The organism is Ichthyenterobacterium magnum (genome assembly GCF_003610635.1).
Taxonomy (GTDB): Bacteria; Bacteroidota; Bacteroidia; order Flavobacteriales; family Flavobacteriaceae; genus Ichthyenterobacterium; species Ichthyenterobacterium magnum.
Genome location: NZ_RAQJ01000001.1, coordinates 565,742 through 589,982, shown reverse-complemented (window position 1 = coordinate 589,982; position 24,241 = coordinate 565,742). Strand labels below are relative to the sequence as shown.

Annotated in this window: 23 protein-coding genes and 1 tRNA gene; 16 read left to right on the top strand and 8 right to left on the bottom strand. The window is 30.4% G+C overall.

What is annotated here, in order from left to right:
* The first annotated feature begins 176 nt into the window (after window positions 1-176).
* Window positions 177-1,538, top strand: coding sequence for a DUF6252 family protein (locus BXY80_RS02845; RefSeq protein ID WP_120199695.1), 1,362 nt, complete (start codon window positions 177-179; stop codon window positions 1,536-1,538).
* 137 nt (window positions 1,539-1,675) lie between these two features.
* Entirely contained in the window at window positions 1,676-6,061 is a 4,386-nt protein-coding gene (gene dnaE, locus BXY80_RS02840) for a DNA polymerase III subunit alpha (protein ID WP_120199694.1), read from the top strand.
* Here dnaE and BXY80_RS02835 read toward each other — a convergent pair whose 3' ends face one another.
* Window positions 6,062-6,388 (bottom strand): ArsR/SmtB family transcription factor, encoded by a 327-nt coding sequence (locus BXY80_RS02835; RefSeq protein WP_120199693.1) that lies wholly within the window; start codon window positions 6,386-6,388, stop codon window positions 6,062-6,064.
* Window positions 6,378-6,809 carry an SRPBCC family protein gene (locus BXY80_RS02830; RefSeq protein WP_120199692.1) on the bottom strand — a complete coding sequence of 144 codons (432 nt, stop codon included), beginning with the start codon at window positions 6,807-6,809 and terminating at the stop codon, window positions 6,378-6,380. The genes BXY80_RS02835 and BXY80_RS02830 overlap by 11 nt, the downstream gene beginning before the upstream one ends.
* A gap of 238 nt (window positions 6,810-7,047) precedes the next feature.
* Here BXY80_RS02830 and trxA point away from each other — a divergent pair, with 238 nt between their 5' ends.
* The 6 genes from trxA (at window position 7,048) to dcm (ending at window position 11,996) form a co-directional block, all read left to right on the top strand.
* Entirely contained in the window at window positions 7,048-7,365 is a 318-nt protein-coding gene (gene trxA, locus BXY80_RS02825) for a thioredoxin (protein ID WP_120199691.1), read from the top strand.
* A gap of 76 nt (window positions 7,366-7,441) precedes the next feature.
* Window positions 7,442-7,984, top strand: coding sequence for a ClpP family protease (locus tag BXY80_RS02820; protein ID WP_120199690.1), 543 nt, complete (start codon window positions 7,442-7,444; stop codon window positions 7,982-7,984).
* A 3-nt stretch (window positions 7,985-7,987) separates the two neighbouring features.
* Window positions 7,988-8,917 (top strand): DUF58 domain-containing protein, encoded by a 930-nt coding sequence (locus tag BXY80_RS02815; protein WP_120199689.1) that lies wholly within the window; start codon window positions 7,988-7,990, stop codon window positions 8,915-8,917.
* A 77-nt stretch (window positions 8,918-8,994) separates the two neighbouring features.
* Window positions 8,995-9,068 (top strand) — tRNA-Asp (locus tag BXY80_RS02810).
* A 273-nt stretch (window positions 9,069-9,341) separates the two neighbouring features.
* Window positions 9,342-10,613, top strand: a complete 1,272-nt coding sequence (locus BXY80_RS02805) for a T9SS type A sorting domain-containing protein (RefSeq protein ID WP_120199688.1) — start codon at window positions 9,342-9,344, stop codon at window positions 10,611-10,613.
* 132 nt (window positions 10,614-10,745) lie between these two features.
* Window positions 10,746-11,996, top strand: a complete 1,251-nt coding sequence (gene dcm, locus BXY80_RS02800) for a DNA (cytosine-5-)-methyltransferase (RefSeq protein WP_120199687.1) — start codon at window positions 10,746-10,748, stop codon at window positions 11,994-11,996.
* Here dcm and BXY80_RS02795 read toward each other — a convergent pair.
* Window positions 11,989-12,612: a hypothetical protein gene (locus tag BXY80_RS02795; protein WP_120199686.1), complete on the bottom strand. Its 624-nt coding sequence runs from the start codon at window positions 12,610-12,612 to the stop codon at window positions 11,989-11,991. The genes dcm and BXY80_RS02795 overlap by 8 nt on opposite strands.
* Before the next feature lie 425 nt (window positions 12,613-13,037).
* On the opposite strand from BXY80_RS02795, the gene BXY80_RS13885 reads away from it, so the two are divergent.
* The 3 genes from BXY80_RS13885 to BXY80_RS02785 all read left to right on the top strand — a co-directional run bounded on the left by BXY80_RS13885 (window position 13,038) and on the right by BXY80_RS02785 (window position 16,044).
* Window positions 13,038-13,208 (top strand): hypothetical protein, encoded by a 171-nt coding sequence (locus tag BXY80_RS13885; protein ID WP_162843261.1) that lies wholly within the window; start codon window positions 13,038-13,040, stop codon window positions 13,206-13,208.
* 130 nt (window positions 13,209-13,338) lie between these two features.
* Entirely contained in the window at window positions 13,339-15,369 is a 2,031-nt protein-coding gene (locus BXY80_RS02790) for a tetratricopeptide repeat-containing sensor histidine kinase (protein WP_120199685.1), read from the top strand.
* 6 nt (window positions 15,370-15,375) lie between these two features.
* The gene (locus tag BXY80_RS02785; RefSeq protein WP_120199684.1) at window positions 15,376-16,044 is read left to right on the top strand and encodes a response regulator; all 669 of its coding nucleotides are present in this window, start codon (window positions 15,376-15,378) and stop codon (window positions 16,042-16,044) included.
* Between the two features lie 253 nt (window positions 16,045-16,297).
* On the opposite strand, the gene BXY80_RS02780 is transcribed toward BXY80_RS02785, so the two are convergent.
* Window positions 16,298-16,774, bottom strand: a complete 477-nt coding sequence (locus tag BXY80_RS02780; protein ID WP_120199683.1) for a DUF456 domain-containing protein — start codon at window positions 16,772-16,774, stop codon at window positions 16,298-16,300.
* Between the two features lie 129 nt (window positions 16,775-16,903).
* Between BXY80_RS02780 and BXY80_RS02775 the strand changes: the two genes are divergently transcribed.
* From BXY80_RS02775 to BXY80_RS02755, 5 genes are read left to right on the top strand one after another with little or no spacing between them, the layout of a single operon-like run.
* Window positions 16,904-17,266, top strand: a complete 363-nt coding sequence (locus BXY80_RS02775; protein ID WP_120199682.1) for a BlaI/MecI/CopY family transcriptional regulator — start codon at window positions 16,904-16,906, stop codon at window positions 17,264-17,266.
* Window position 17,267: 1 nt separating this feature from the next.
* A complete protein-coding gene (locus BXY80_RS02770) occupies window positions 17,268-17,834 on the top strand; it encodes a hypothetical protein (RefSeq protein WP_120199681.1) in 567 nt (188 codons plus the stop codon).
* A complete protein-coding gene (locus tag BXY80_RS02765; protein WP_120199680.1) occupies window positions 17,776-18,786 on the top strand; it encodes an energy transducer TonB in 1,011 nt (336 codons plus the stop codon). The genes BXY80_RS02770 and BXY80_RS02765 overlap by 59 nt, the downstream gene beginning before the upstream one ends.
* A 16-nt stretch (window positions 18,787-18,802) precedes the next feature.
* Window positions 18,803-19,936 (top strand): tetratricopeptide repeat protein, encoded by a 1,134-nt coding sequence (locus BXY80_RS02760; protein ID WP_120199679.1) that lies wholly within the window; start codon window positions 18,803-18,805, stop codon window positions 19,934-19,936.
* Window positions 19,937-19,982: 46 nt separating this feature from the next.
* Window positions 19,983-20,459, top strand: a complete 477-nt coding sequence (locus BXY80_RS02755; protein WP_120199678.1) for a hypothetical protein — start codon at window positions 19,983-19,985, stop codon at window positions 20,457-20,459.
* Here BXY80_RS02755 and BXY80_RS02750 read toward each other — a convergent pair.
* Genes BXY80_RS02750 through BXY80_RS02735 form a run of 4 tightly spaced genes read right to left on the bottom strand, consistent with a single transcriptional unit; the run spans window position 20,456 to window position 24,215 of the window.
* A complete protein-coding gene (locus BXY80_RS02750; RefSeq protein WP_120199677.1) occupies window positions 20,456-21,193 on the bottom strand; it encodes a Bax inhibitor-1/YccA family protein in 738 nt (245 codons plus the stop codon). The two genes, BXY80_RS02755 and BXY80_RS02750, sit on opposite strands and share 4 nt — an antisense overlap.
* Window positions 21,193-22,065 (bottom strand): outer membrane beta-barrel protein, encoded by an 873-nt coding sequence (locus BXY80_RS02745; protein ID WP_120199676.1) that lies wholly within the window; start codon window positions 22,063-22,065, stop codon window positions 21,193-21,195. The genes BXY80_RS02750 and BXY80_RS02745 overlap by 1 nt, the downstream gene beginning before the upstream one ends.
* 54 nt (window positions 22,066-22,119) lie before the next feature.
* The gene (locus BXY80_RS02740; RefSeq protein WP_120199675.1) at window positions 22,120-23,244 is read right to left on the bottom strand and encodes a glycosyltransferase family 2 protein; all 1,125 of its coding nucleotides are present in this window, start codon (window positions 23,242-23,244) and stop codon (window positions 22,120-22,122) included.
* Complete coding sequence (locus BXY80_RS02735; protein ID WP_120199674.1) at window positions 23,241-24,215, bottom strand: lysylphosphatidylglycerol synthase domain-containing protein; 975 nt, start codon at window positions 24,213-24,215, stop codon at window positions 23,241-23,243. Before BXY80_RS02735 ends, BXY80_RS02740 begins: the two co-directional genes overlap by 4 nt.
* Between the last annotated feature and the right edge of the window lie 26 nt (window positions 24,216-24,241).

Below are 24,241 nucleotides of genomic sequence, written 5' to 3'. Positions count from 1 at the left end.
AGGTTCACGACCTCTATTATTAATGAGAGCGCAAAGATAATACAATTATTTAATTATGAACATTTTATTTGAAATTAAGTAATATTGAAATTTTATTATACTTTTGGGAATTCTAAAACGTTATATTAAACCTAAATTTAGCCTCATATTTATTTAGAGGAACAAAAGATAAGCAAATGAAAAAATTAGCAGTACTTCTAATTACTTTTTTAACCTTAGTAAGTTGTGGTGATGAAGTTGAATTCAACACACCAGCATTTCAAGGAAATAAAGATTATGTGCTTTGGAGAGCAGAGTTTTTTAACGCAGCTATTGATGATAATGGTTATTTAACCATCACAGGAGGAAATAATATAGAAACCGTTGAGCTTACAATACCATCTGTTGCAGTTGGAACTTATACCTTAGGAGACGTTAGTTCTATGGCAGCTAAATTTACTGCAGCTGACGGAACAGTATACTCTACAAATAACAGACCTGATCCAAGCGTTTCTATTTATCCAGAATATGGATTTATTAAGCTTGACGAAATTATAGACAATACATTTACTGGTACTTTTGAGTTTTTAGCATTTGATACTTCAGGGTTAAACTCTGTAGGATTTAATGAAGGTATATTTTTTAGAGTGCCATTAATCTCAGGAGCAATACCAGCAGCAGTTTATACATGTGTTGATGCTCAAGACGATGCAGCATTAGCATTAGCAGCTTATCAATCAACCTTTGCTCCAGAATTAGAATTTATCGATAGTGCAGCATATTTAGCATCATGCGCTGCATATAAAACAGCTTTAGAAACGCAGATGACTTACTGCGGCGATGTTAGCGGAGATATTCAATCTGCTATAAATGATTTAAATGATTGTGTATTCCCTTGTAATTTTGCAGTAGCAAATAGTAATGCTGCACAAGCAAATTTAGAAACTGCAACTATAGGTAATTATATTGAAGCATGTACAGCTTATAAAGCATATTTACAACAACAAATTGATTTTTGTGGAGATGATGATGGTTCAATTCAAGCCCTAATAGATGCTACAGATTGCGGAGATGATGATAGTGATGGTGTGCCAAACATTTTTGAAGATTTTGATGGTGATGGTGTCTTTGATGATGATACAGATGCAGATGGTATTTTTAACTATTTAGATAACGACGATGATGGTGATGGTGTTTTAACAATAGATGAAGCAAAAGATGCAGACGGAAATCCTATAGATACAGATGGTGATGGCGATGTAGACTATTTAGATACAGATGATGATGGTGATGGCATTATAACAATCAATGAGACTGGAGATACAGATGGTGACGGAGTTCCTGACCACATTGATAATGACGATGATGGTGACGGTGTTTTTACTATTTTTGAGCTAGGAGATACAGATATGAATGGTGTATTAAACTATTTAGACAATGATGATGATGGTGATGGCATGCCTACTGTAGATGAAAATGCAGATCCTAATGGAGATGGTAATCCAGCAGATGCTTTAGATACAGATATGAATGGAATTCCTGATTATTTACAGGCATAACAAAAAGCAAATAATTAAAAAAGTGCTGCCAATTTGGCGGCGCTTTTTTGTTTACAACTGTTTATAAGTTCTTAATGAAAAAAGGTTTTATATTTCTTATTTTTAACCCTCTTATTTTTTTAGAATAAAACACATTTATGTACTTAATTTTTGATACTGAAACTACTGGTTTACCTAAGCGTTGGGATGCTCCAATTACGGATACAGATAATTGGCCAAGGTGTATTCAAATTGCATGGCAATTGCATGACGAGTTGGGTAAATGTATTGAGCATCAAGATTATTTAGTACAACCAGAAGGATTTAATATTCCTTATGACGCTGAGAAAATTCATGGTATTTCTACAGAATTAGCACAAGAACAAGGGATTCCTTTATCAGAAGTTTTAGAAAAATTTAATGAAGCATTACAAAAAACCAAATTTGTTGTTGGTCAAAATGTAAAGTTCGACCTCAATATTATGGGAGCCGAATTTGTAAGAGGTGATATAGCAAATCAACTTCAAGAGTTACCTGTTCTAGATACTTGTACTGAGCATACGGCTAGTTTGTGTCAAATTCCTGGCGGACGTTACGGAAAATTTAAACTACCTACACTAACAGAGTTACATCAGTTTTTATTCAACAAGCCATTTGCCGAAGCTCATAATGCTACTGCAGATGTTGAAGCAACTACGCGCTGCTTTTTTGAATTGGTTCGTTTAGGAGAATACACAAAAGAACAGTTAGATGTTCAGCCAGATTATTTTCAAAATTTCTCTAAAGCAAATCCTAAAACTATTCAACTTATAGGATTAAAGCATATTAATCTTAAACAAGAAAGTGCCAAAATAAATGAGCGTATACAGCAATCCCAAACTGTAGAAGTTTCAGATACCGAGATTAATGAAAACATTTCTGGATTAGTAGATGTAGATTTTGTCCATTTACATAATCATTCGCAGTTTTCAATCTTACAATCAACAATAAGTATTAAAAATTTAGTTGCTTCGGCAGCAGAGCATAATATGCCAGCAGTTGCTTTAACTGATCATGCAAATATGATGGGTGCTTTTCATTTTGTAAAAGAAGTAAACAATCATAATAAAGCAGTTAAAGCTAAAAATGAAGACGCTAAAGAAAAAGGAGAAACGCCTTCTGCAACAGAAATAAAACCAATACTTGGTTGCGAGTTTTTTGTATGTGAAAACCATCTTGATAAGACTAGAAAAGATAATGGTTATCAAATTGTACTAATAGCAAAAAACAAAAACGGATATCATAATCTAGCTAAACTATCATCAATAGCTTACACAGCAGGGTTTTATTATGTACCAAGAATTGATAGAGAATTGATTCTGAAGTACAAAGATGACCTTATTGTGCTTACAGGTAATTTATATGGTGAAGTACCAAGTAAGGTTTTAAATATTGGTGAAAACCAAGCTGAAGATGCTTTAATATGGTGGAAAGAACAGTTTGCAGATGACTTGTATGTAGAACTTGTTAGGCATAATCAAGAAGATGAAAATCGAGTTAATCCAACATTAATTAAACTAGCTAAGAAGCATCAAGTTAAATTAGTCGCATCAAATAACACATACTATTGTAAGCAAGAAGACGCTAATGCACATGATATTTTGCTATGTGTTAAAGAAGGCGAAAAACAAGCAACTCCAATAGGACGCGGTCGAGGTTATCGTTATGGGTTACCAAATCAGGAATATTACTTTAAGTCTTCAGATGAAATGAAGTCTTTGTTTAAAGATATCCCTGAGGCGATTTCAAATATTCAGGAAGTTGTAGATAAAATAGAAGCATTTCAATTAGCACGTGATGTTTTATTGCCAGCTTTTGATATTCCTGATGAATTTAAAACCGAAGAAGATTTAAGAGATGGCGGCAAGCGAGGAGAAAATAAATACTTACGCCATTTAACTTATCAAGGTGCAGAAAAACGATATGCAGAATTAACAGATGAGATTAAAGAGCGTCTAGACTTTGAGCTAAGTGTTATTGAAAACACTGGTTATCCAGGTTACTTTTTAATTGTTGAAGATTTTATTCGCGAAGCACGTAATATGGATGTTTCTGTCGGGCCAGGACGAGGTTCTGCCGCAGGATCTGTAGTTGCGTATTGCTTATGGATTACTAATATAGATCCTTTAAAATACGACTTGCTTTTTGAGCGTTTTTTAAATCCAGACCGTATTAGTATGCCAGATATTGATATCGATTTTGATGATGAAGGACGTAGTCGTGTAATGGATTATGTAATTGATAAGTATGGAAGTAATCAAGTAGCTCAGATTATTACTTATGGCACAATGGCTGCAAAATCGTCTATTAGAGATACAGCCAGAGTTTTAGATTTACCACTTTTTGATGCCGATCGTATTGCAAAATTAATTCCAACGATGTCTAAACTCGGAAAGATTTTTGGTTATGATGAAAAGGAATTAAGCAAGAAGTTTAGAGCTGAAGATTTAGAAAAAGTAAATCAACTACTTAATATTTCTGAAGGAGATGACCTCGAAGCTGAAACAGTAAACTTAGCTAGAACACTAGAAGGTTCTGTTCGTAATACCGGAATACATGCCTGTGGTGTAATTATTACACCAGATGATATTACAAAGTTTGTACCTGTAGCAACTGCAAAAGATTCAGATTTATATGTAACACAATTTGATAACTCAGTAGTTGAAGACGCTGGTTTGTTAAAGATGGATTTCTTAGGATTAAAGACTTTAACTTTAATAAAAGATACTGTAAAAATTGTTAAGGCAAAACATAACATTCAACTCGACCCAGATAGTTTTCCTTTAGATGATGAAAAAACTTATGAGTTGTTCCAAAAAGGAGAAACTGTAGGTGTATTTCAATATGAATCTCCTGGAATGCAAAAGCATCTTAAAGATTTAAAACCAACAGTTTTTGAAGATTTAATTGCAATGAACGCACTCTATCGTCCAGGACCAATGGAATATATTCCAAGTTTTGTTCGTAGAAAGCACGGTGATGAAGATATTGAGTATGATTTGCCAGCCATGGAAGAGTATCTTAAAGAAACTTATGGTATTACAGTATATCAAGAGCAAGTGATGTTGCTTTCCCAAAAATTGGCTGGTTTTACAAAAGGTGAAGCTGATGTTTTGCGTAAAGCAATGGGGAAAAAGCAAATTGCGGTACTCGATAAAATGAAACCTAAATTTGTAGAGCAAGCTAGTGCAAATGGGCATGATGCTAAAGTTTTAGAAAAAGTCTGGAAAGATTGGGAAGCTTTTGCTAGTTATGCCTTTAATAAATCGCACTCAACCTGTTATGCTTGGATTGCTTATCAAACTGCATATTTAAAAGCGCATTACCCAGCAGAATATATGGCAGCCGTTCTATCTAATAATATGAACGATATTAAGCAAGTTACATTCTTTATGGAAGAGTGTAAACGTATGCGATTAGATGTGCTTGGACCAGATGTTAATGAATCGTATTACAAGTTCTCAGTTAATCAAGATAATGCTGTGCGTTTTGGTATGGGAGCTATTAAAGGTGTTGGTCATGGTGCCGTAATGACTATAGTTGAAAACAGAAAAAAAGATGGTCATTATAAATCTATTTTTGATTTAGCTAAACGTATTGATTTACGTGCAGCAAATAAAAAAGCATTCGAAAATTTAGCTTTAGCTGGAGGTTTTGATGGTTTTGGAGATACACATCGTGCGCAATACTTTCATAAAGAAGGAGATGATGTAACCTTTTTAGAAAAGGCAATTAAATATGGTAATAGGCATCAAGACAATGAAAACTCTGCTCAAGTAAGTTTATTTGGAGCTACAAGTGAGGTTCAGATTGCAGAACCCGAAGTTCCTCCTTGTGAAGAATGGGGAACTATGGAAAAACTAGCTCAAGAAAGAGAAGTGGTTGGTATCTATATTTCTGGCCATCCCTTAGATGATTTTAAAGTAGAAATGAAAACATTCTGCAATGCCAATTTAGCCATGTTTAATGATTTAGAAACTTATGTTAATCGTGAGCTAACCTTCGGTGGTGTAGTTACAGATATACAACATCGTGTTAGTAAACAAGGAAAAGGCTGGGCTTTATTTACTATTGAAGATTACACAGATAGTTTTGAGTTTAGAATTTTTGGAGAAGAGTATTTAAAATACAGACACTTTTTAGTAAAAAATTCATTTGTGTATGTTAAGACCTTTGTAAGAGAAGGTTGGGTGAATAGAGAAACAGGAAAAAAGAGCGATCCACGTACTCAATTTAATAGCTTTCAATTATTGCATGATGTTATGGATACCTATGCAAGAAAGTTATCAGTTCAATTAAATATCGATACACTTCAAGAAAAGCGTATTACATATTTACAAGATTTGTTTAAAATGCATCCAGGTAATCATGCATTAAATTTTGTTGTATACGATAATAAGGAAGAAATAAAACTTCAAATGCCAAGTCGTAAACAAAAAGTAAAAATCTCACAAGAACTATTAACTGAGCTAAAGAATAACGATATTTTTTATAAGTTGAATTAATTAAGCCTTTTTAGTATCTAAATAATCGCCTAAACCTTGTAGTGAGTTATCCCAGAATTGTTCGTAGAACTTAATCCATTTATTAACTTCTTCAAGAGGTTTTGCATTGGCATTGCAAAAACGTTCTCTTCCCATAGAGTCAATATGAACTAATCCGGCATGTTCAAGTGTTTTAATGTGTTTTGTAACACCTTGTCTGCTAATCTCAAATTGATTAGAAATTTGAGTAATAGATAAAGCTGAAGTTGCAATCACTAAGGCATGAAAAATTTCACGCCTTGTTGGATCTGCAATGGCTTTAAATAAGGTTGTGATTTTATCCTGCATTTATAAGGTTTTTTAGGTAGCTTGATAATTCACTAATACAATTATCCCAACCGCCATTAAAGCTTTCAAACATAGCTATAGCTGTTTCTCCTGAGTAATTAGAAATGCCAGAATGTTCTAAATGTAGTTTTGTGCCTCCTTCAACAGATTCTAATGTCCATGAAACAGTTGTTTCAACTTTAGTATCAGCAACAATCCATGTATAAATCAATACATAAGGATTAGCATTCTTTACTTCGCCACTAATAGTAGTACATCCTTTCTCATTAGGTTCAGAAGTGAAAGTGTAATTATAGCCTTGTTCTGCTTTAAAATCTGCTTTAATAAACCAAGCAGAAATTTCTTCGGCTTTAGAAATTGCATCCCAAACTTTTTCTATAGGATGATTAAATACTTTTTCTTTTGAAATTGTGTCATTCATAATAATGGTTTTTAAAATTAATATGCAACTTTATGGTTGCTAAATTAAGTGTAATTATTTTAATATGCAACTTTTTGGTTGCTTATTTGTTTTTCACAATAAAATGTTATTAAAATCACTATATAAGAACTCTCAATTTCCCAATAACTAAAACAAATACTGCCATTGTAAGGTTTGGCAAAATTTTTGACTAATTTTGCATATTAAATAGAATTAAACACAATTAAAAATAAATATTATGGCATTAGAAATAACAGATGCAACATTTGAAGAAACAGTATTAAATAGCGATAAACCAGTAATGGTTGATTTTTGGGCAGCTTGGTGTGGACCATGTCGTATGGTTGGACCAATTATTGATGAAATTAGTAGTGAATATGCAGACAAAGCTGTAGTAGGTAAAGTAGATGTAGATGCTAATCAAGAGTTTGCTGCAAAATACGGTGTACGTAACATACCAACTGTTTTAGTATTTAAAAACGGAGAAGTTGTTGGAAGACAAGTAGGTGTTGCTCCAAAAAATGCTTACACAGAAGCTATAGATTCTCTTTTATAATATATAAAGTGAAAGAAATGATAAAAGGTTTGTCATAATGGCAAACCTTTTTTTATTTTAGATAAAAATTAAAACTATGAGCAAGACACCAAAAACACAAGACTTAATTGATAGTAAATTATTAGCAGAACGAAAAGTGTTTCTTTGGGGACAAGTAGATGATGCATCTGCAAAGCACGTAATAGACCGTTTGATGTATTTAGATGCATTAGAAACAAAAGACATTCATTTATATATAAATAGTCCTGGTGGTTATGTTACTTCTGGTTTTGCAATGTACGACTGTATTAAATCACTTAATAGTGATGTGTCTACAATTTGTACAGGATTAGCTGCTTCAATGGGTTCAATTTTATTATCTGTAGGCGCTAAAGGAAAACGCTTTATACAACCTCATGCTAGAGTAATGATTCATCAACCTAGTGGCGGTGCAAGAGGGCAAGCAAGTGATATAGAAATTACAGCTCAAGAAATTTTAAAAACTAAAGAATTGAGTGCACAAATATTGGCAGATAATTGCGGACAAGATTTTGATAAAGTAATGAAAGATTTTAACCGTGATCATTGGATGGGAGCTGAAGAATCTGTTGCTTACGGAATAGTAGATGGAATCATATAATAAATGAATTTACAAGCAGAACTTAATAAAGCAGGAGGATTTAAAAACCTAGAATTGCTTGCCAAGCAAGTTGTTGAAGGGTTTATTTCTGGGATGCATAAAAGTCCGTTTCATGGGTTTTCTGCTGAGTTTGCCGAACATAAAATATACAACCAAGGAGAAAGTACACGTCATATAGATTGGAAACTATATGCAAAAACAGATAAGCTATATACTAAACGTTACGACGAAGAAACTAATTTACGCTGCCATCTAATTATAGATAATAGTAGCTCGATGCATTATCCAGCTATGAATCATTTTTCAATAAGTAAGCTAAATAAAATTGCATTTTCGGCTTTAGCTTCTGCGTCTTTAATGCATATTTTTAAAAAACAACGTGATGCTGTTGGTTTGAGTATTTATAGTGATGCTTACGATTATTATGCACCAGAAAAAGGAAGTGAAAGACATCATCAAATGCTATTAAGTCAGTTAAGTAACACAGTAGTTTCAAAACCTCTCAATAAACAAACAGAAACTTATACCTATTTGCATCAAATAGCAGAGAATATACATAGACGTTCTTTAATTTTCTTTTTTACAGATATGTTTCAAACATCAACAGATGAAGTAAAGTTATTTGAAGCCTTACGTCACCTAAAACATAATAAACATGAAGTTGTTTTGTTTCATGTATTTGATAAAGAGAAAGAGTTAAAATTTGATTTTGATAATACACCAAAACGATTTATAGATGTAGAAACTAATGAGTATATTAATTTGTACCCAGACACTATAAAAGAAGGTTACAAAACCTCAGTAAAAAAGTACTTTAACGAGTTACGTCTTAAGTGTGGTCAATATCAAATTAAGTATGTCGAAGCAGACATTACAAAAGACTTTAATAAAATACTGACGACTTATATGGTAGAGCGTCATCGATTTATTTAAAATATTTTTCAAAAATCTTAAAAAAATGTTTGTGTAATGAAAAATGGGGTGTATATTTGCAACCGCAATAATGCAACGGTTTGGTAGTTCAGTTGGTTAGAATATCTGCCTGTCACGCAGGGGGTCGCGGGTTCGAGTCCCGTCCAGACCGCAAAAATTGCTTAAAAGCTTCAACCAAGTTGGAGCTTTTTTTTGGCAATAAAATTTAGTTGTGTTGTTTGGCAGATGTTGTAGTCTGTCAATGGTTTAAGTAGTTAAACCGATGGAAAGCTTTCCTTTTTTCTGTATAGAAAATTGGGATGCTTTTTTGTTTTAAAGAGTATTTTAAAAGCTAGTAAAGTAACTTTAAAATATACGTAATTTGTCGTATTGATTTTTTTTAAGCCATAGAGTAATTTTATTTTTTAATACTAAAAATTATGCTATGAAAGTAAAATACACTTTATTATTATTTGTAATATCAATACATATGTTTGGGCAATGGTCTCAAACAGATGCGCTAACAGTATCTGGATCCTCATATTTAGTTGCTGCAACAAGTTTAGGTAATAATGTTTATGCAGTTGGCGGAATGAATAATGTATTTGTACATTCGCCTGATCAAGGAGAGACTTGGTCTGCACCTTCAATAACACCTCCTAATGGTGTTTTTCAATATTTAAGAGGAGTTGGGGATAGGCTTTATGCTTCTACAAAGATTAACACATATGATTATGAATTATACTACTCTTTAGATAACGGAATGTCATGGGTTCTAGATATTGACGGATTACCTCAAAATATCACAAATACAGGAAAACCAGCAATGATAGTAAAAGATATGGGTAATGGATATGTTATTGCTCACAATGGGCAGAAAGCCTATTATAAGCAATTAGGAGATGCCACTTGGATTGAAACAAGTATAGATTTTGTTATTAATGATATAGCTGCTACATCAAATAAGTGGTTAGCTATTGGGATAGCTAAATTATTAGAGAGTACAGATAATGGTAATAGTTGGTCAGAAATTTCTACATCTGGTTTGCCCACTAATTTTCAAGGAAGTATAATGGCAAGTAATGGAGTTGATCGTTTATATATGTCTAATGCTCCAGCAAATGGTGGTGATGATATTTATATTTCTGAAGATGGAGGAGTAAGTTGGACACTAACAAATTCATCAGGCTTTTATTCTTATTCAAATCCTTGGGTGCAATCTATTTTTGCTATAGAAAATTATGTTTTTGCTTCGATTAAACCTGAACTAGCAAATTTTAATGATCCACCTTCATTTATTTTTTCTAATACTGAAACCCCAAACTTTAGCCTAGGAAATACAAGTGGTTTACCAACAGGAATAACCAATACTTATTTGCCATTTTTCTTTAATTGTGGCAATAAGCTATTTACATTATTTTGGGATTTGCATGTTACAGAACCAGGTTTTAATGGCACTTTGTCTTTAAATAATATTGATGATAAACAATCTTTTAATGTTTATCCAAACCCTGCTAATAATGAAATAACTATAAAAACAGATAGTTTTCAAAAAACAAAAGCCAAAATAATAAACATTGCAGGACAAGAAATAAATAAAATACAATTATCAAGAAATGAAACTAAAGTTGACATTAGCTATTTGCTTTCAGGAATTTATTTTTTAGTTTTAGAAGCTGAAGAAAGTATAGAGGTAATTAAACTTTTCAAGAATTAATTTTAGTGAGATTATGTAGTCTCTAGGCAAAGCTTATTTGCATTTTAATAAATAGTTTGGTGTTTACAAACGAAATGAAATTGCTGTTTTTCTTTTAACTAATTACCCTATTTTTGTGACATCATTTTATGTATGAGTAAAACAAAACGTATTAAAGTTATAGAATTATTTGCGGGTGTTGGTGGCTTTAGATTAGGGTTGGAAAAAGCCAATAAAGAAAGTGTTAAAAATAAGTTTGATGTGGTTTGGAGTAACCAATGGGAGCCTTCTACAAAAATGCAGCATGCTTCGTTAGTTTACGAAGCACGTTTTGGAGCAAGTAACCATTCTAATAATGATATTGCTCAAGTTAAAACTAATGATATTCCCGACCATGATATGTTGGTTGGCGGATTTCCTTGTCAAGATTACTCAGTTGCAACTACACTAAAAAACTCAAAAGGATTACAAGGTAAAAAAGGTGTTTTATGGTGGCAGATTTACAGAATTCTAGAAGAAAAAACAAACAAACCCAAGTATCTGTTTCTAGAAAACGTAGACCGCCTTTTAAAATCGCCGTCAACACAAAGAGGTCGAGATTTTGCCATCATGTTAAAGAGTTTAGATGAGTTAGGATATGCTGTTGAGTGGCGCGTTATTAACGCTGCAGATTACGGAATGCCTCAGAGAAGACGACGTGTGTTTATTTTAGCATATCATAAATCAACTAATATTTATAAAACATTTAGCAAGTCTAATAAAGAAGATTGGATTTTAAATGATGGTGTTTTAGCTGAAAGTTTTCCAGTTCAATTTGATAAAAGTGAAGCTACTTTTGTTTTAAATAAAGACGTTAAACACATATCAGATAATTTCAATATAGGAGGTAAGTTGTCTCCTTTTGAAACAAATGGTGTGTTTATTAATGGCGACGTTTTTACTATGAAAACAAAGTCAATATATAATGGCAGCTACACACATTTAAAAGACATACTGATTAAAGATAAAGGTGTTCCAGAAGCATATTTTATTTCTGAAGATGAATTACATAAATGGAAATATCTTAAAGGAGCTAAAAGCGAAGTTAGAGAAACTAAAGAGGGTTTTAAGTATAAGTATAGTGAAGGTAGTATGGTGTTTCCAGATGCATTAGATAATTCTTCAAGAACAATAATTACTGGCGAAGGCGGTAAATCTGCATCTAGATTTAAACATGTGGTTAAAACCAAGCGTGGTTATAGACGATTAGTGCCACAAGAATTAGAACGTTTAAATATGTTTCCAGATAATCACACAAAGTTAGAAAGTATTACAGATACTAAAAGAGCCTTTTTTATGGGTAACGCTTTGGTTGTTGGTGTTATCGAAAAAATAGGAGAAACATTACTTAAAAGAATTAAGTAGCTTTAGGATAGATTTGTTTTGCTATTTTTTTCTTTATAAGAAAATCTAACCGCAATTGTAAGTTTATAGGTTTTTCACTTAAATGATTAGAATAATAGAGAAGCCCTTGTGTTTTAGCATTCAATTCGTCAATTTTTATTTTAGTCTTTTTGTTATCGGCTTTTCTAATGTTGTTTTGGTAACAATTTAATTGCTCAATAGTTAATCCAATCGTATTTAAATAAGTGTTAAGTTTATTTCTGTTAACACTCGTTATTTTACATGATGTAAACCCTTTTAATAAGTCATTTTTATCTTTAGCATAAATACTAGTTATTAAAAAATAATGCGTTGTGATTTTAGTTTGGTCAATAAGCCAGCCTAATTTATTTTCACCATTTTTTAAGTAAGACAACTCAAAAGTAAATGTAGGTAACTCAATATTAATATAATCTAATTGAGCTTTTTCGTCAATAAAAAAATCTGTTCCTTTATGCTGGTATATAAGATCAACGCCTTTAAGTTGTAAATCTAAATCCTTATTTCTAATAAAGTTTAGTTTTAAGTCATAGTATAAGTCATTTAGGTACTCGCTTATAATTTGCTCTTTACTTAAATCTCTATTGAAGAATGACATATACTATGACTTAAAATTTATAATCACCATTAAATTACATAATTTTTATTATAGTGTTTTGTAGCTCCATAAAAGTGAGATATTAACAGTTAATCAACAAAAATTGATTGCAAAAACGCATTTTATCGATAATAACTAACGTTTAATCCGATTTATTTTTATTTCGAAATAATTTTAGCCTATATTCGTAGTTCTTAAATAAGCCCCTAAATCACTTATTCAAGAAAACTTTAATCCATTTTACTTTTAGATGCATTTATGTGTCTTATACTATCCCTCAATTTTATACAAGATTGAGCCTTTTTATGCTCAATAATTAATAATCCATTCTTCCCTCAAGTGGCATTGTTGTAATGCTTAATAATTATTAATTAACATAAACAAACATATTATTGACTATTGTATAATCCCTAAATTAAATGACCATGAAAGCTCTAAAAATTACATTTCTATTATTAGCAGTATTAGTACTAACTGTTTCAGGACAGAGTAGTGATACTATCAAACAAAATGAAGTAGATACTTATGAGGCTACAACAACTTATGATTTAATAGCTCTTAATAAGTCTAAAAAAACCTTGCAACCTCAAGGTTAGAATATATTAACTTATTTAATATATAGCTCTTATTCTTTATAGGTAAGAGCTATATATATTACTACTGTTTATTTGTTTAGGTTAAATTTTAGCCTAAATTTGGATTAGAATTATTTATTAAGCCTGCTTAATGCGATTACTAATCTTTTTTATTTTTCTATGCTTAGCAATTAAGTCACTTGCACAAGAAAATAATTCTACTTCAGAATTAGATAGTATTCTTTTTTATCGAAGTTTATCAAAAGATCCTAACTTACCCTTAGAAGAGAAATTAACATATAGCATTAAATCTTCACGTCTAGCCCATCATAGCAGAGTAGACACTACTATTTTGAATTCAGATAAACGTCTTTCAGTTTTATATTATTTGACTGAAAACTACAATGCATTTAAAGAAATTAACCATCAAAATTTAGAACTTGCAAATAAGTTAAAAGATTCATCTTCTATTGTAATAGCGTATCATAACTTGGCAATATATCATGATGCAAGTTCACAAAATGACAGTGCTTATTATTATTACTCTAAAGCATTAAAATTATATAACAAGCAAGGTCAATTTGAAAAAGAGGCCCAAATACTTGTTAATATTTCATACTTGCAACAATATGATAAAGATTATTTTGGAAGTGAAGAGAATACGGTAAGAGCCATAAAAATATTTACCAGTTTACCTGAAAGTGAAGCCGTATTAGACCAGTTATGGATATTATATAATCAAATAGGTATTATTTCTTTTAAATTAAATAATTATGAAAAAGCTTTAGAGTACTATAATAAAGCTTTAGAAATTAGTGAAAAAATGGATGGAGAAGTAGGCTATTACAATACACTTTATTCAAAAAATAATCAAGCTATTGTTTATAGAAAAATAGAAGATTTAGATAAGTCTATTGAATTATATCAAAGTGTTATAGATGAGAACGACTTAGATGTTAATGACCCTTCTTTTTATGCTTTAACTTTGGGTAATCTAGCCTACGCTAAATCACTAAAAAAGGATAAAGACATTAAGGAGGTTAATGATATATTTAAGTTAGCTTATAAAATTAGTGATACAATACAAGACCCTTTAACAAAACTAGGTGTAGCGATAGACTATTCAAGATTTTATTTGGCTATAGAAAAAAAAGATTCAGCTTTACACTATGCTAATCTCTCGTATAAACTATCTAAAGAATTATCTTCTAACGATTTAGTGTTAGAATCTCTTTTACTGCTTTCTAAGTTAGAAGACGCTGAAAAAAGTAACGACTACCTTAATATGCATATTAAATTAAGTGATAGTTTATTAAATGTTGAGCGCAATGTGCGAAATAAATACGCAAGAATAGAGCTAGAAACTGAAGAATTAGAACAAGAAAACGAACGTATCTCTCAGCAAAAGCTTTGGTTGTCTGCAGTTTCAATAGCATTATTAATAACACTTACACTTGTATATATTATCATTACACAACGTGCAAAAAACAAAGAATTAAAATTTATACAAGATCAACAAAAAGCAAATGAAGAGATATATAATTTAATGTTATCTCAACAAGATAAAGTTGATGAAGCTCGAGCAAATGAGAAAAAACGTATTTCAGAAGAACTTCACGATGGTATTTTAGGACGTTTGTTTGGTACACGATTAAGTTTAGACAGCTTAAATTTTAGCGAAGGAAAAGAAGCCATAACAAATAGAGCAAATTATATTGGCGAGTTAAAGATTATTGAGCAAGACATCAGGCAAATTTCACATGATTTAAATACAGATTTTGTTTCAGGATCTGGTTTTATGGATATCGTTTCTGAGCTTATTGAAAAACAAGCTAAAGCATATCAACTTAAATATGACTTTAATTTTACAGATGACATTAATTGGGAGTTTGTACCAAATAAAACTAAGATCAACATTTACAGAGTGATACAAGAGTCGCTCCAAAATATTTATAAACATGCTAATGCAAAGCAAGTAAAAATTAGTTTTCAATTAAAAAATAATGTAATTTGCTTAGCAATTACAGATGATGGAGAAGGCTTTGATGTTACTAAAAGCAAAAAAGGAATCGGGCTTAAAAACATAAATTCTAGAGTTGATGAACTAGAAGGTAAGGTTGAGTTCAATTCTAAATTAGATGAAGGAACAACTGTAGAAATTAAAATTCCATACTCAAATTAAATAATCATGCAGCACATCAATATTTTAATGGTTGACGATCACCCTATCATAATTGAAGGTTATCAAAATACATTGATGGCTACAAAAAAAGAAAATCAAACATTAAACATCGATACAGCAAACAATTGTGATGCGGCTAATTTATTGATGCAGAAAGCCGCAAATGGTGAGCCGTACGATGTGTGTTTTTTTGATATTAGCCTTCCAGCTTCTGCTGATGGAAAGATTACTTCTGGTGAAGATTTAGCAAAAATAGCACGTAAAATATTGCCAAACTCTAAAGTTATTATCTTAACTATGTTTAACGAATCTTACCGTATACATAGTATTGTTAAAGAAATTAATCCAGATGGCTTTTTAATTAAAAGTGATTTAACCTCTATGGAATTGGCTGAAGCATTTCACCATATTTTAGTAGACCCACCATATTATAGTAGTACAGTAAGCAACTTTTTAAATAAAGCAGTCGTTAACGAAATTTATGTCGATGAGGTTAACCGTAAAATACTTCACTTATTATCTCAAGGCATAAAAACAAGAAGCTTAATAGAGTACATAGATTTATCTATGAGTGCTATTGAAAAACGAAAAAAGCAACTTAAACTTTTGTTTTCTATTGAAGATGGAAAGGACGAAACACTAATTAATGAAGCCAAAAAAAAAGGATTTCTATAAAAAAAGTGTTAAAATTTCACTTTTTTACCATTTTTAAATGCCTTGTATCTATTGTTATTACTGAAAACTACGGTTTTTCCGCATCAAGTTTACGGTTTTTCCGTAACAAAAAGTTATTGCTAAAACATATATTTGGATAGTCAACAGAATTAATTAATCCCTCTAAGTAAATTTGTTGAATTAATAGCAAAGAAAAAAACCTAACAGTTTATAATTGTTAGGTTTTCTCTTTTTATATAAGTAAAGTCGAGTCTTAAATAATTTTTTCTATAAAGAGAACCAAAAAAATCATAGCTACCATAAATTTTACAAAAGTTGAGGCAATGAATCCTAAAAATGAACCAAATGCCGCTTTTATAGCTTTGTCAAATTCACTCTTATTTAATAGTTCACCTATTAGAGCTCCAAAAAAAGGGCCAATAATAATTCCTCCAGGAATTGGCGCTAGCAAACCAACAATTAAGCCTATAGAAGTACCAATCATTCCGTATTTACTTCCACCAAAACGTTTGGTTCCCATTGCTGGAATTATATAATCTAATATCCATATTGCTAAAGCTATAATTAATGTTATGGTTAAAAATGTCCAATTCATTGGGACAATATCTGTGAAATGAATAATCAGTAATCCAACCCAGCTTGTTAAAGGTCCAGGTAAGATGGGTAAAAAGCTGCCTATAATTCCTAAAATTATAAATAGAGCTGCAACAATAATTAAAAAAATATCCATTTAATGTATATAGTATTCATAAAATTAGACGTTATAGAGCGGCTTTTGTTACATTTTAAACTAAAAAATTAGTTCAACTAAATATTTAGTTATATATTTAATTCGAGGAATTAATTAATAAACAGTATTATGAAGCAATTGACCAAAGCCGAAGAAGAAATTATGCAAGTCTTATGGCAACTTAATAAAGCTAATGTAAAAAGTATTATTGATGTATTGCCAAACCCAAAACCGGCTTATAATACGGTCTCTACAATTGTTAGAATATTAGAAAATAAAGGCTTTGTAGATTACGAAAAACTTGGTAAAGGTCATGTGTATTTTCCTGTTGTTACAAAACAAGAATACAGCAATCAATCTATAAACAAGTTAGTAGATGGTTATTTTCAAGGGTCTTTTAAAAGTATGGTATCATTTTTTGTGAAGAAAAATGATATTAGTATGAAAGACCTAGAATCTGTTTTAAAAGAAATTAATAAAAAAGAAAAGTAGTATGTTGCATTATATTTTACAAACTATAGCATTTCAATTAGTCTTTTTGATTATATACGATGTTGTTTTAAAAAAAGAGACCTTTTTTAACTATAATAGAGCTTACTTATTAATTGCTGCAATAAGTTCTATTATTCTTCCTTTTATAAAAATAAGCAGTTTTAAGTCTATTGTTTCAGACCAACTAGTTATTCGATTACCAGAAGTTATTATTGGTAATGCAGTGCCTCAAGTTACTGATCCAATAGCCATACAAGCAGGAATAGTTTCTGAGTCATCAAATGTATGGACTTGGGAGTTGTTTTTAATTATAGGTGCATGTGTAGCTGCACTCATTTTAGCAATTAAAATGATAAAGCTTTTTACGTTATTGGTTAAAAACCCCAAACGCTGGGAAGGCAACCTTCTTATTGTTAAGCTACTTAAAAGTAATGCTGCATTTTCGTTTTTTCACTATGTGTTCTTGGGTGATCAGATTAAAAGTGAAGAACAAGCATCTATTTTAAAGCATGAATCGATACATGTACCAAAAACGAATAACAGAATTGCACGAATTTATTGTAGATGAAAAAGCAGTAAAACATGAGAGCAAGACAGAATATTATGAAAGCCTATTAACTCAAATTTTCGAAACAAAACAGTTTTCATTTGTGAATCCATTTTTCAAACAATCATTAATTAAAAAACGAATACTCATGTTAAATAGGTCAGAATCTAAACAAACTCATTTAATTAAGTATACACTATTACTTCCGTTAGTTTTTGGGATGTTAATCTATACTTCTTGTGAAAAAGAAGCATATGCAGAAAGCATAAACAATCAGAGTCAATACACTTATACCTTAAAAGCAGGTAATATGATAGATGCAGCTACAAAAGAAGTTTGTAACCGTTTCGAAGCATTTTTAAACAACAACCCAAAGTATGTAGGTTGGGCAGAACTTAATCGTATAACAGATGAAATGACTTACTCGGTGCACTCAATCGATGAGAAAGTTCCAAATGGATATAATGAAATTGAGATTAACACTAACAATGGATTAAGTTATACACTCTATATGAATTTAGAAGAAGTAAGGGAGCAAGATAAAAAAGTTAATTCTAAAGAGACATTAAATGAGTTAATAGAAGTTGTTGAAGATGCAGGAGTTAGTTTCGATAATGTAGAAGTTCCAATAGCAGTTGTTGACGAGTCGCCAACATTTTCATTTTGTAAAAACGAAACAAATGAAAGAAAAAAAGTGTGTTTAACTGAGAATATCGCTAAACACGTTAACAAGAATTTTAATCTAGACTTAGCTAAAACACTTGGATTAGAAGGAAGACAACGTATCAGCGTTATTTTTAAAATTGATACTAACGGAAAAGTATTTGGTATAAGAGCAAGAGCACCGCATCCAGAGTTAGAAAAAGAAGCAATACGTGTTATACAAACGTTGCCAACATTTATCTCAGGAAAACATAAAGGTAAAGCTGTAGTTGTGCCTTATAGTTTACCAATTCTATTTCAAGTTCATTAAAATGTAAATTATTTAAATGCGTAAATTTTTATTTGTAGTTATATTATTAGTCATATTTAAAACTGAAGCTCAAACTTCAGTTTTAAATTTTGCAGATTCTTTATATGTAAACGGAAATTTTAGTAAAGCCATTGAGCATTATAAAACGTATGATAATCAGTCAGAAGTTTATGATAAAATTGCCAAAGCTTATGTAGCTATTGGTAACTACGATTTAGCATTACAAAATTACGAAGCTGCTATAAATGCAAATGCAGATGATATGCTTGTAAAGTATGAATATGCTAAATTATTGTCTAAAACTAAAAAATTTAAAGCTGCTTCAAAAACATTTAAAACCTTAATAAAAACAGATAGCCTTAATCCAAACTATCATTATGAGTTAGGTTTAGTATTAGAGAAACAAAAAGATTCTACAGCTTTAAGCTATTATAAAACAGCATTTAATTTAGACCAAGAGCATCAAAAAGCAATTTATAAAGTAGCTAAACATCATGTAAAAAAGCGACATCATGAAATAGCTGAAAATTATATTAACAAAGGTTTAGAAAGCTACGAAAACAATGCAGAGTTAATTAATCTTAAGGCTTTAAACTATTATTGGCAAGAAAAATACTTGATAGCATCTAAGTGGTTTGAAAAGTTGTTAGAACTAGGTCAGTCAACAGAGTTTATTCACGAAAAACTTAGCCTATGTTATGCTCAAGAGTATGAATTTAAAAAAGCAATTAAACATAGAAAAATAGCTTTAAAATTTAATCCGTATGATGCTTCGGCAATGTTTGTAATAGGCACATATTATCAAAAAATTGAAGACTTTATTAATGCTGAAAAATTTATGGAGAAAGCATTAAAACTTTTAAATACGCCATTGGATCACGAGTATCAACGGTTAGGGGTTGTATACAATCATCAAAAAAGGCATAAAGATGCTATTGAAGCGTTTAATATTGCGTTAAAAGAAAACCCAAATAATATAAGCACGCCATTTTTTTTAGCAAGAACCAAAGAGGAATATTATAAAGATTACGATGCAAAAATTAAGGTTTATGAAGATTTTAAAAAGAAATACCCTAATAACTTGTTTATAAAATATGCCGAACATAGAATCTCAGAACTAAAACAACAACAATTTTTAGATCAAGACTAAGTCTGAACCTAAAAAAATTGTACTTTTCAGCTTCAGATTAATATAAATGAAGCAATTACTTCTTATTTTTTGTTTGGTGTTGTTAAGTTCATGCAACTATTTTAATACAAAAAAAGTATATACAGAAGACCTTTTAGAAGAAGAATTACAAACGTTTAATTGGAATGATGTTGATGAATATCCCACTTTTGCAATATGTGATTCTACTTTAGGGAAATCTAATAAAAAAGTGTGTTTTGAAAATACATTAAGAAACATTTTAAATACTAATTTATCTAAGTATAAAATTATTGTTAATGACAATGTTGACGACACCATTCAATTAAAAATTACGATTAGCAACACAGGTAAGTTTTCAATTGATAATATTATTAGTAAAGCAGTTACAAAAGCACAAATTCCACAGTTAGATAGTTTGGTAATTAGCTGTTTAGATACACTTCCAAAAATTTATCCTGCTATTAAAAGAAGCCAACAAGTTGCAACTCAGTTTAGCCTACCAATAGTTGTAAAAATTGATTAAAACCTAATTGCTAATTTCTGCATCAATCTAAGTATTTCTACATATAGCCAGATAAGAGTTGCTAAAAGACCCCAAGTTGCCAGCCATTCATTATGTTTAGGAGCTCGGTTTTTATAACGTTCTATATATTCAAAATCTAGAAGCAGTGCAAAAGAAGCTACAATTGCGGCTATACAGTTAAATACAATAGCAAACCAAGACGTTCCCCAAAGGTAAGATTTAATGCCAAAAATGCTTAGTATAAATGAAATAATGTAAACGACCATGATACTTACTGTTGCAGTAATAATTACACTTCTCAATTTTTTTGTTACAACAATAATTCGTGTTTGATAAAAAACAAGCATTATAAAAAATGTTACAATAGTAACACCAATAGCTTGATATGGCATCTCAGGAAATTTGGCATGAGCATAAGACGAAAAACCTCCTAAAAAACAACCTTTTGCAATTACATAAAGAGGTACCAAAATATGCGCCCAATTTTTGCGTACAGAAATTACAACACTAATAATAATAGCGCCTAACATTCCACCAAGAGTAAACCACCTAACAGGCATTCCGCCTTCATTTATTTTCCAGATGTAGCCAGTTATTGCTGCTATTACAAGAATAGAAATTAGCGATTTTATAAAAATGCCAGTAACTGTCATTTTTTTTGAAACACTTTTAGGGTTATCCCAAAAATAGCCTGTAAATACAGGATTAGATGATTTAAAATTTAATAAACTCATTATAAATTAAACTTATAACCAACCGAGAAATCGGTAGAAAAATTACCTTGATTATCTAGTAATAATGCAAAAAGTTCATTGTAAGCAAGTGTTATAAAACTGTTTTCAGAAACCCGTATATCTGCTCCAATACCAAAAATAAAAGGCACATCAAATGCTGTTTCACTAATGTCTTGAGAATTTAAAGTTCCATTATTATTGACAATAATAGTTGCTTTAGAGAAATTTAAGGTTGCAAATTTTACGTTTCCATATAAACTAAACGTTTCAGCATTAACAAATCTAAATCTATAACCTAGAGCTAATTCTGTTGTAGAATAATTAAGGTCATCATGCTCTAGAACATGTTTTAATTGCATAAAAACTGCATGTCTAGAAATTCTATTACCTTCTACAACTTCTAGTTCGGTACCAAACAAAGGTGTTTTTACATTATCTATATTGGTAATAAAAGGACTATTTGTAATGCCTCCAAAAACACTTAATCTCAATAGAATTTTACTTCTACTTATTAATGATTGATAGTCTGGATTAACCTTTGAGTTGTAATCATCAACAAAATTTGTTAAGTCATATAGTGTAAATCGTAATTTGTTTGTAGGCATCGAGCCATTAGTGAGTTCGCCTAATAAGTCTTTATATTCTTCTTGATATTTTTTGTCTTTTTTTGTGTTTTTAAGCTCTATAATAGTATTACTTTCGTTTTTTACAAAATAGCGATATTCATTATCAATAATATTCCAAAGAAGGTCAAGATTGCCATTAACAGCTGTTTTTAGCTGAATTTTTTTTTCATTGACTATATAGACATCTTGAGCGTTTATAGATGTAAGGCTAAACAAAAAACATAAAAAGAAGACAATTTTTTTCATCAGAAATTGAGATTACAATTCTTGTAAATCTAACAAAAATAAATGATAGTAGCATTATTTGTTGTAAGCTCTTCCTTTCCATTTATAGCCTTTAAATACAGAAACAAAAGCAATATATATACTAAAAAAGGGATACAATATACTTGCAAAAAAATAAGAGGCTAAAACATGTTCTTGATTAAAAAAACGAGCTGTTTTAAATAAAAGTAGAAAGTCGACACTAAATTTAATTACCCATATGTACATTAAAAATTTAAGTGATACAATATCTACTATAGATAGTATTAAAGTGCAAATTAGTGTCGCGTTTAAAAACAAAACAAGAAGCCCAACAGCTTTAGCAAATAAGTTGTTATAATTTGATGTTTTTGCAGCCCAACGTATGCGTTGAGCAATTAAACCTTTTAAGTTTTTTTGTGGTTTAGTTAAAACAACCGAATGTTTGTTTTTTAAATAGTGAACTTTTTTAGGCATTTGTTTAAGTGCCTTTTCTAGCATGAATATATCATCACCACTTGCAATTTTTGTGTTTCCTTCAAAGCCATTAATGGTTTCAAATAATTGCTTTGTATACGCTAGGTTGGCACCATTGCATAAAAAAGGTTTTTTTATGCCAAAACCACCAATGGTAGCACCTTGCAGGCTTAAAAAATCAAGTAATTGAAAACGGTTTATAAATGAATCTAAACCTGTGTAAGTAACTGGAGCGACAATAAAAGCACTATCGTTTTTTTGAATAAAATAATCAAAACTATCTAACCAGTATTTAGGCAAAATGCAATCAGCATCTGTAGTAACAATCCAGTTAAATTGCGATTGATTGATGGCTAATGTAATGGCATCCTTTTTTGGTGAATTAGTAAGTCTAATATTATTAAAGAGTTTGATGTTATGATGCGAATCTCTAAATCTTGTTACTAGTTTGTGTGATTTATCATCAGATTTATCATTAATAAAAAGAACTTCGTACAAGTGTTTAGGGTAATTAAGTTCAGAAATAGATTTTAAAAGATTAGGTAAATTTTCAGCTTCATTTCTAAACGGAATAATAATAGAAAACCTTGTTTTTGACTCAATATCTTCAATAATAAAATGAGAAACTTTATCAAATCCTATAATAAAACGTCCTATTAAAATCAAGTATAAAATAGATATGATAATAATTAAGGTTGTTATCATTTAGTATTGTTTTTCGAGAGATTAAAATTGAGCACATGATAACTACCAAAAATGCTTGGCAATACAAAATTTAGCAACCACATAAGCATAACAATACTAAGTATTGTAAACTCATTAACATCAACCATAGAAAACAAATATACAGCAACACTGCCTTTTACAACAACGTCAAAAATAAAAATGGACGGAATTATAGATGCTAATAAATACATAGTTGTAATAACAATCATAGCATTACCGTAATAAACATCTACTCCAAAAATGCGAAGTAAATAATAAAACTGAAATGAAAAAATTAAATAACGAATTAAGGAAAATAGAAACCCAAGAACATGAATTTTTCTTGGCAGGTGTTTAAAAAAAGCTTTAATGGTTTCAATTAAAAACCCTTTAAGTTTAAACTTAGTCTGTTTTAATCCTAGAATAGCAAATGCACTAACTACTAAAATAATAATTAAAAACTGAGAGACTTTGTAATAATTGATGTCCAATTCATATTGCGTTTTAAAAAAATACAAGCCTACTATACCAAATAAAACAGTAACACTCATTTGCATAATATTGCTAAGTAAATTGAGTAAGAGAATTTGTTTTCTGTTTTTTGAAGGATAATAAATAGCTTTCGCACCATATTCACCAACTCTATTTGGTGTAAATAGAGATGCTGTTAAAGCACCTAAACTTTGTTCTAATGCATTTTTGAATGCTATTCTTTTAAATGAGCCAACTAGTGTTTTCCATTTTACAATTTCAAAAAACCAATTTAAAAAGGTTAAAATCAATAAAAACCCAACGTTTTTTAACGAAAGCACATCATTTTTAGATAAAAACTCAATAAATGTTCTAAAATCTAAGTTCTCATTATCAAGAAGTTTTTGATAGATAAAATAAAAAGCACCAACAACAATACTTAATTTAATAAGCACAAAAAAGAATTGTTTAGTTTTGTAAGGAAGGCTTCCAAAATGCATAGTACAAAATAAATCATTATTATAAC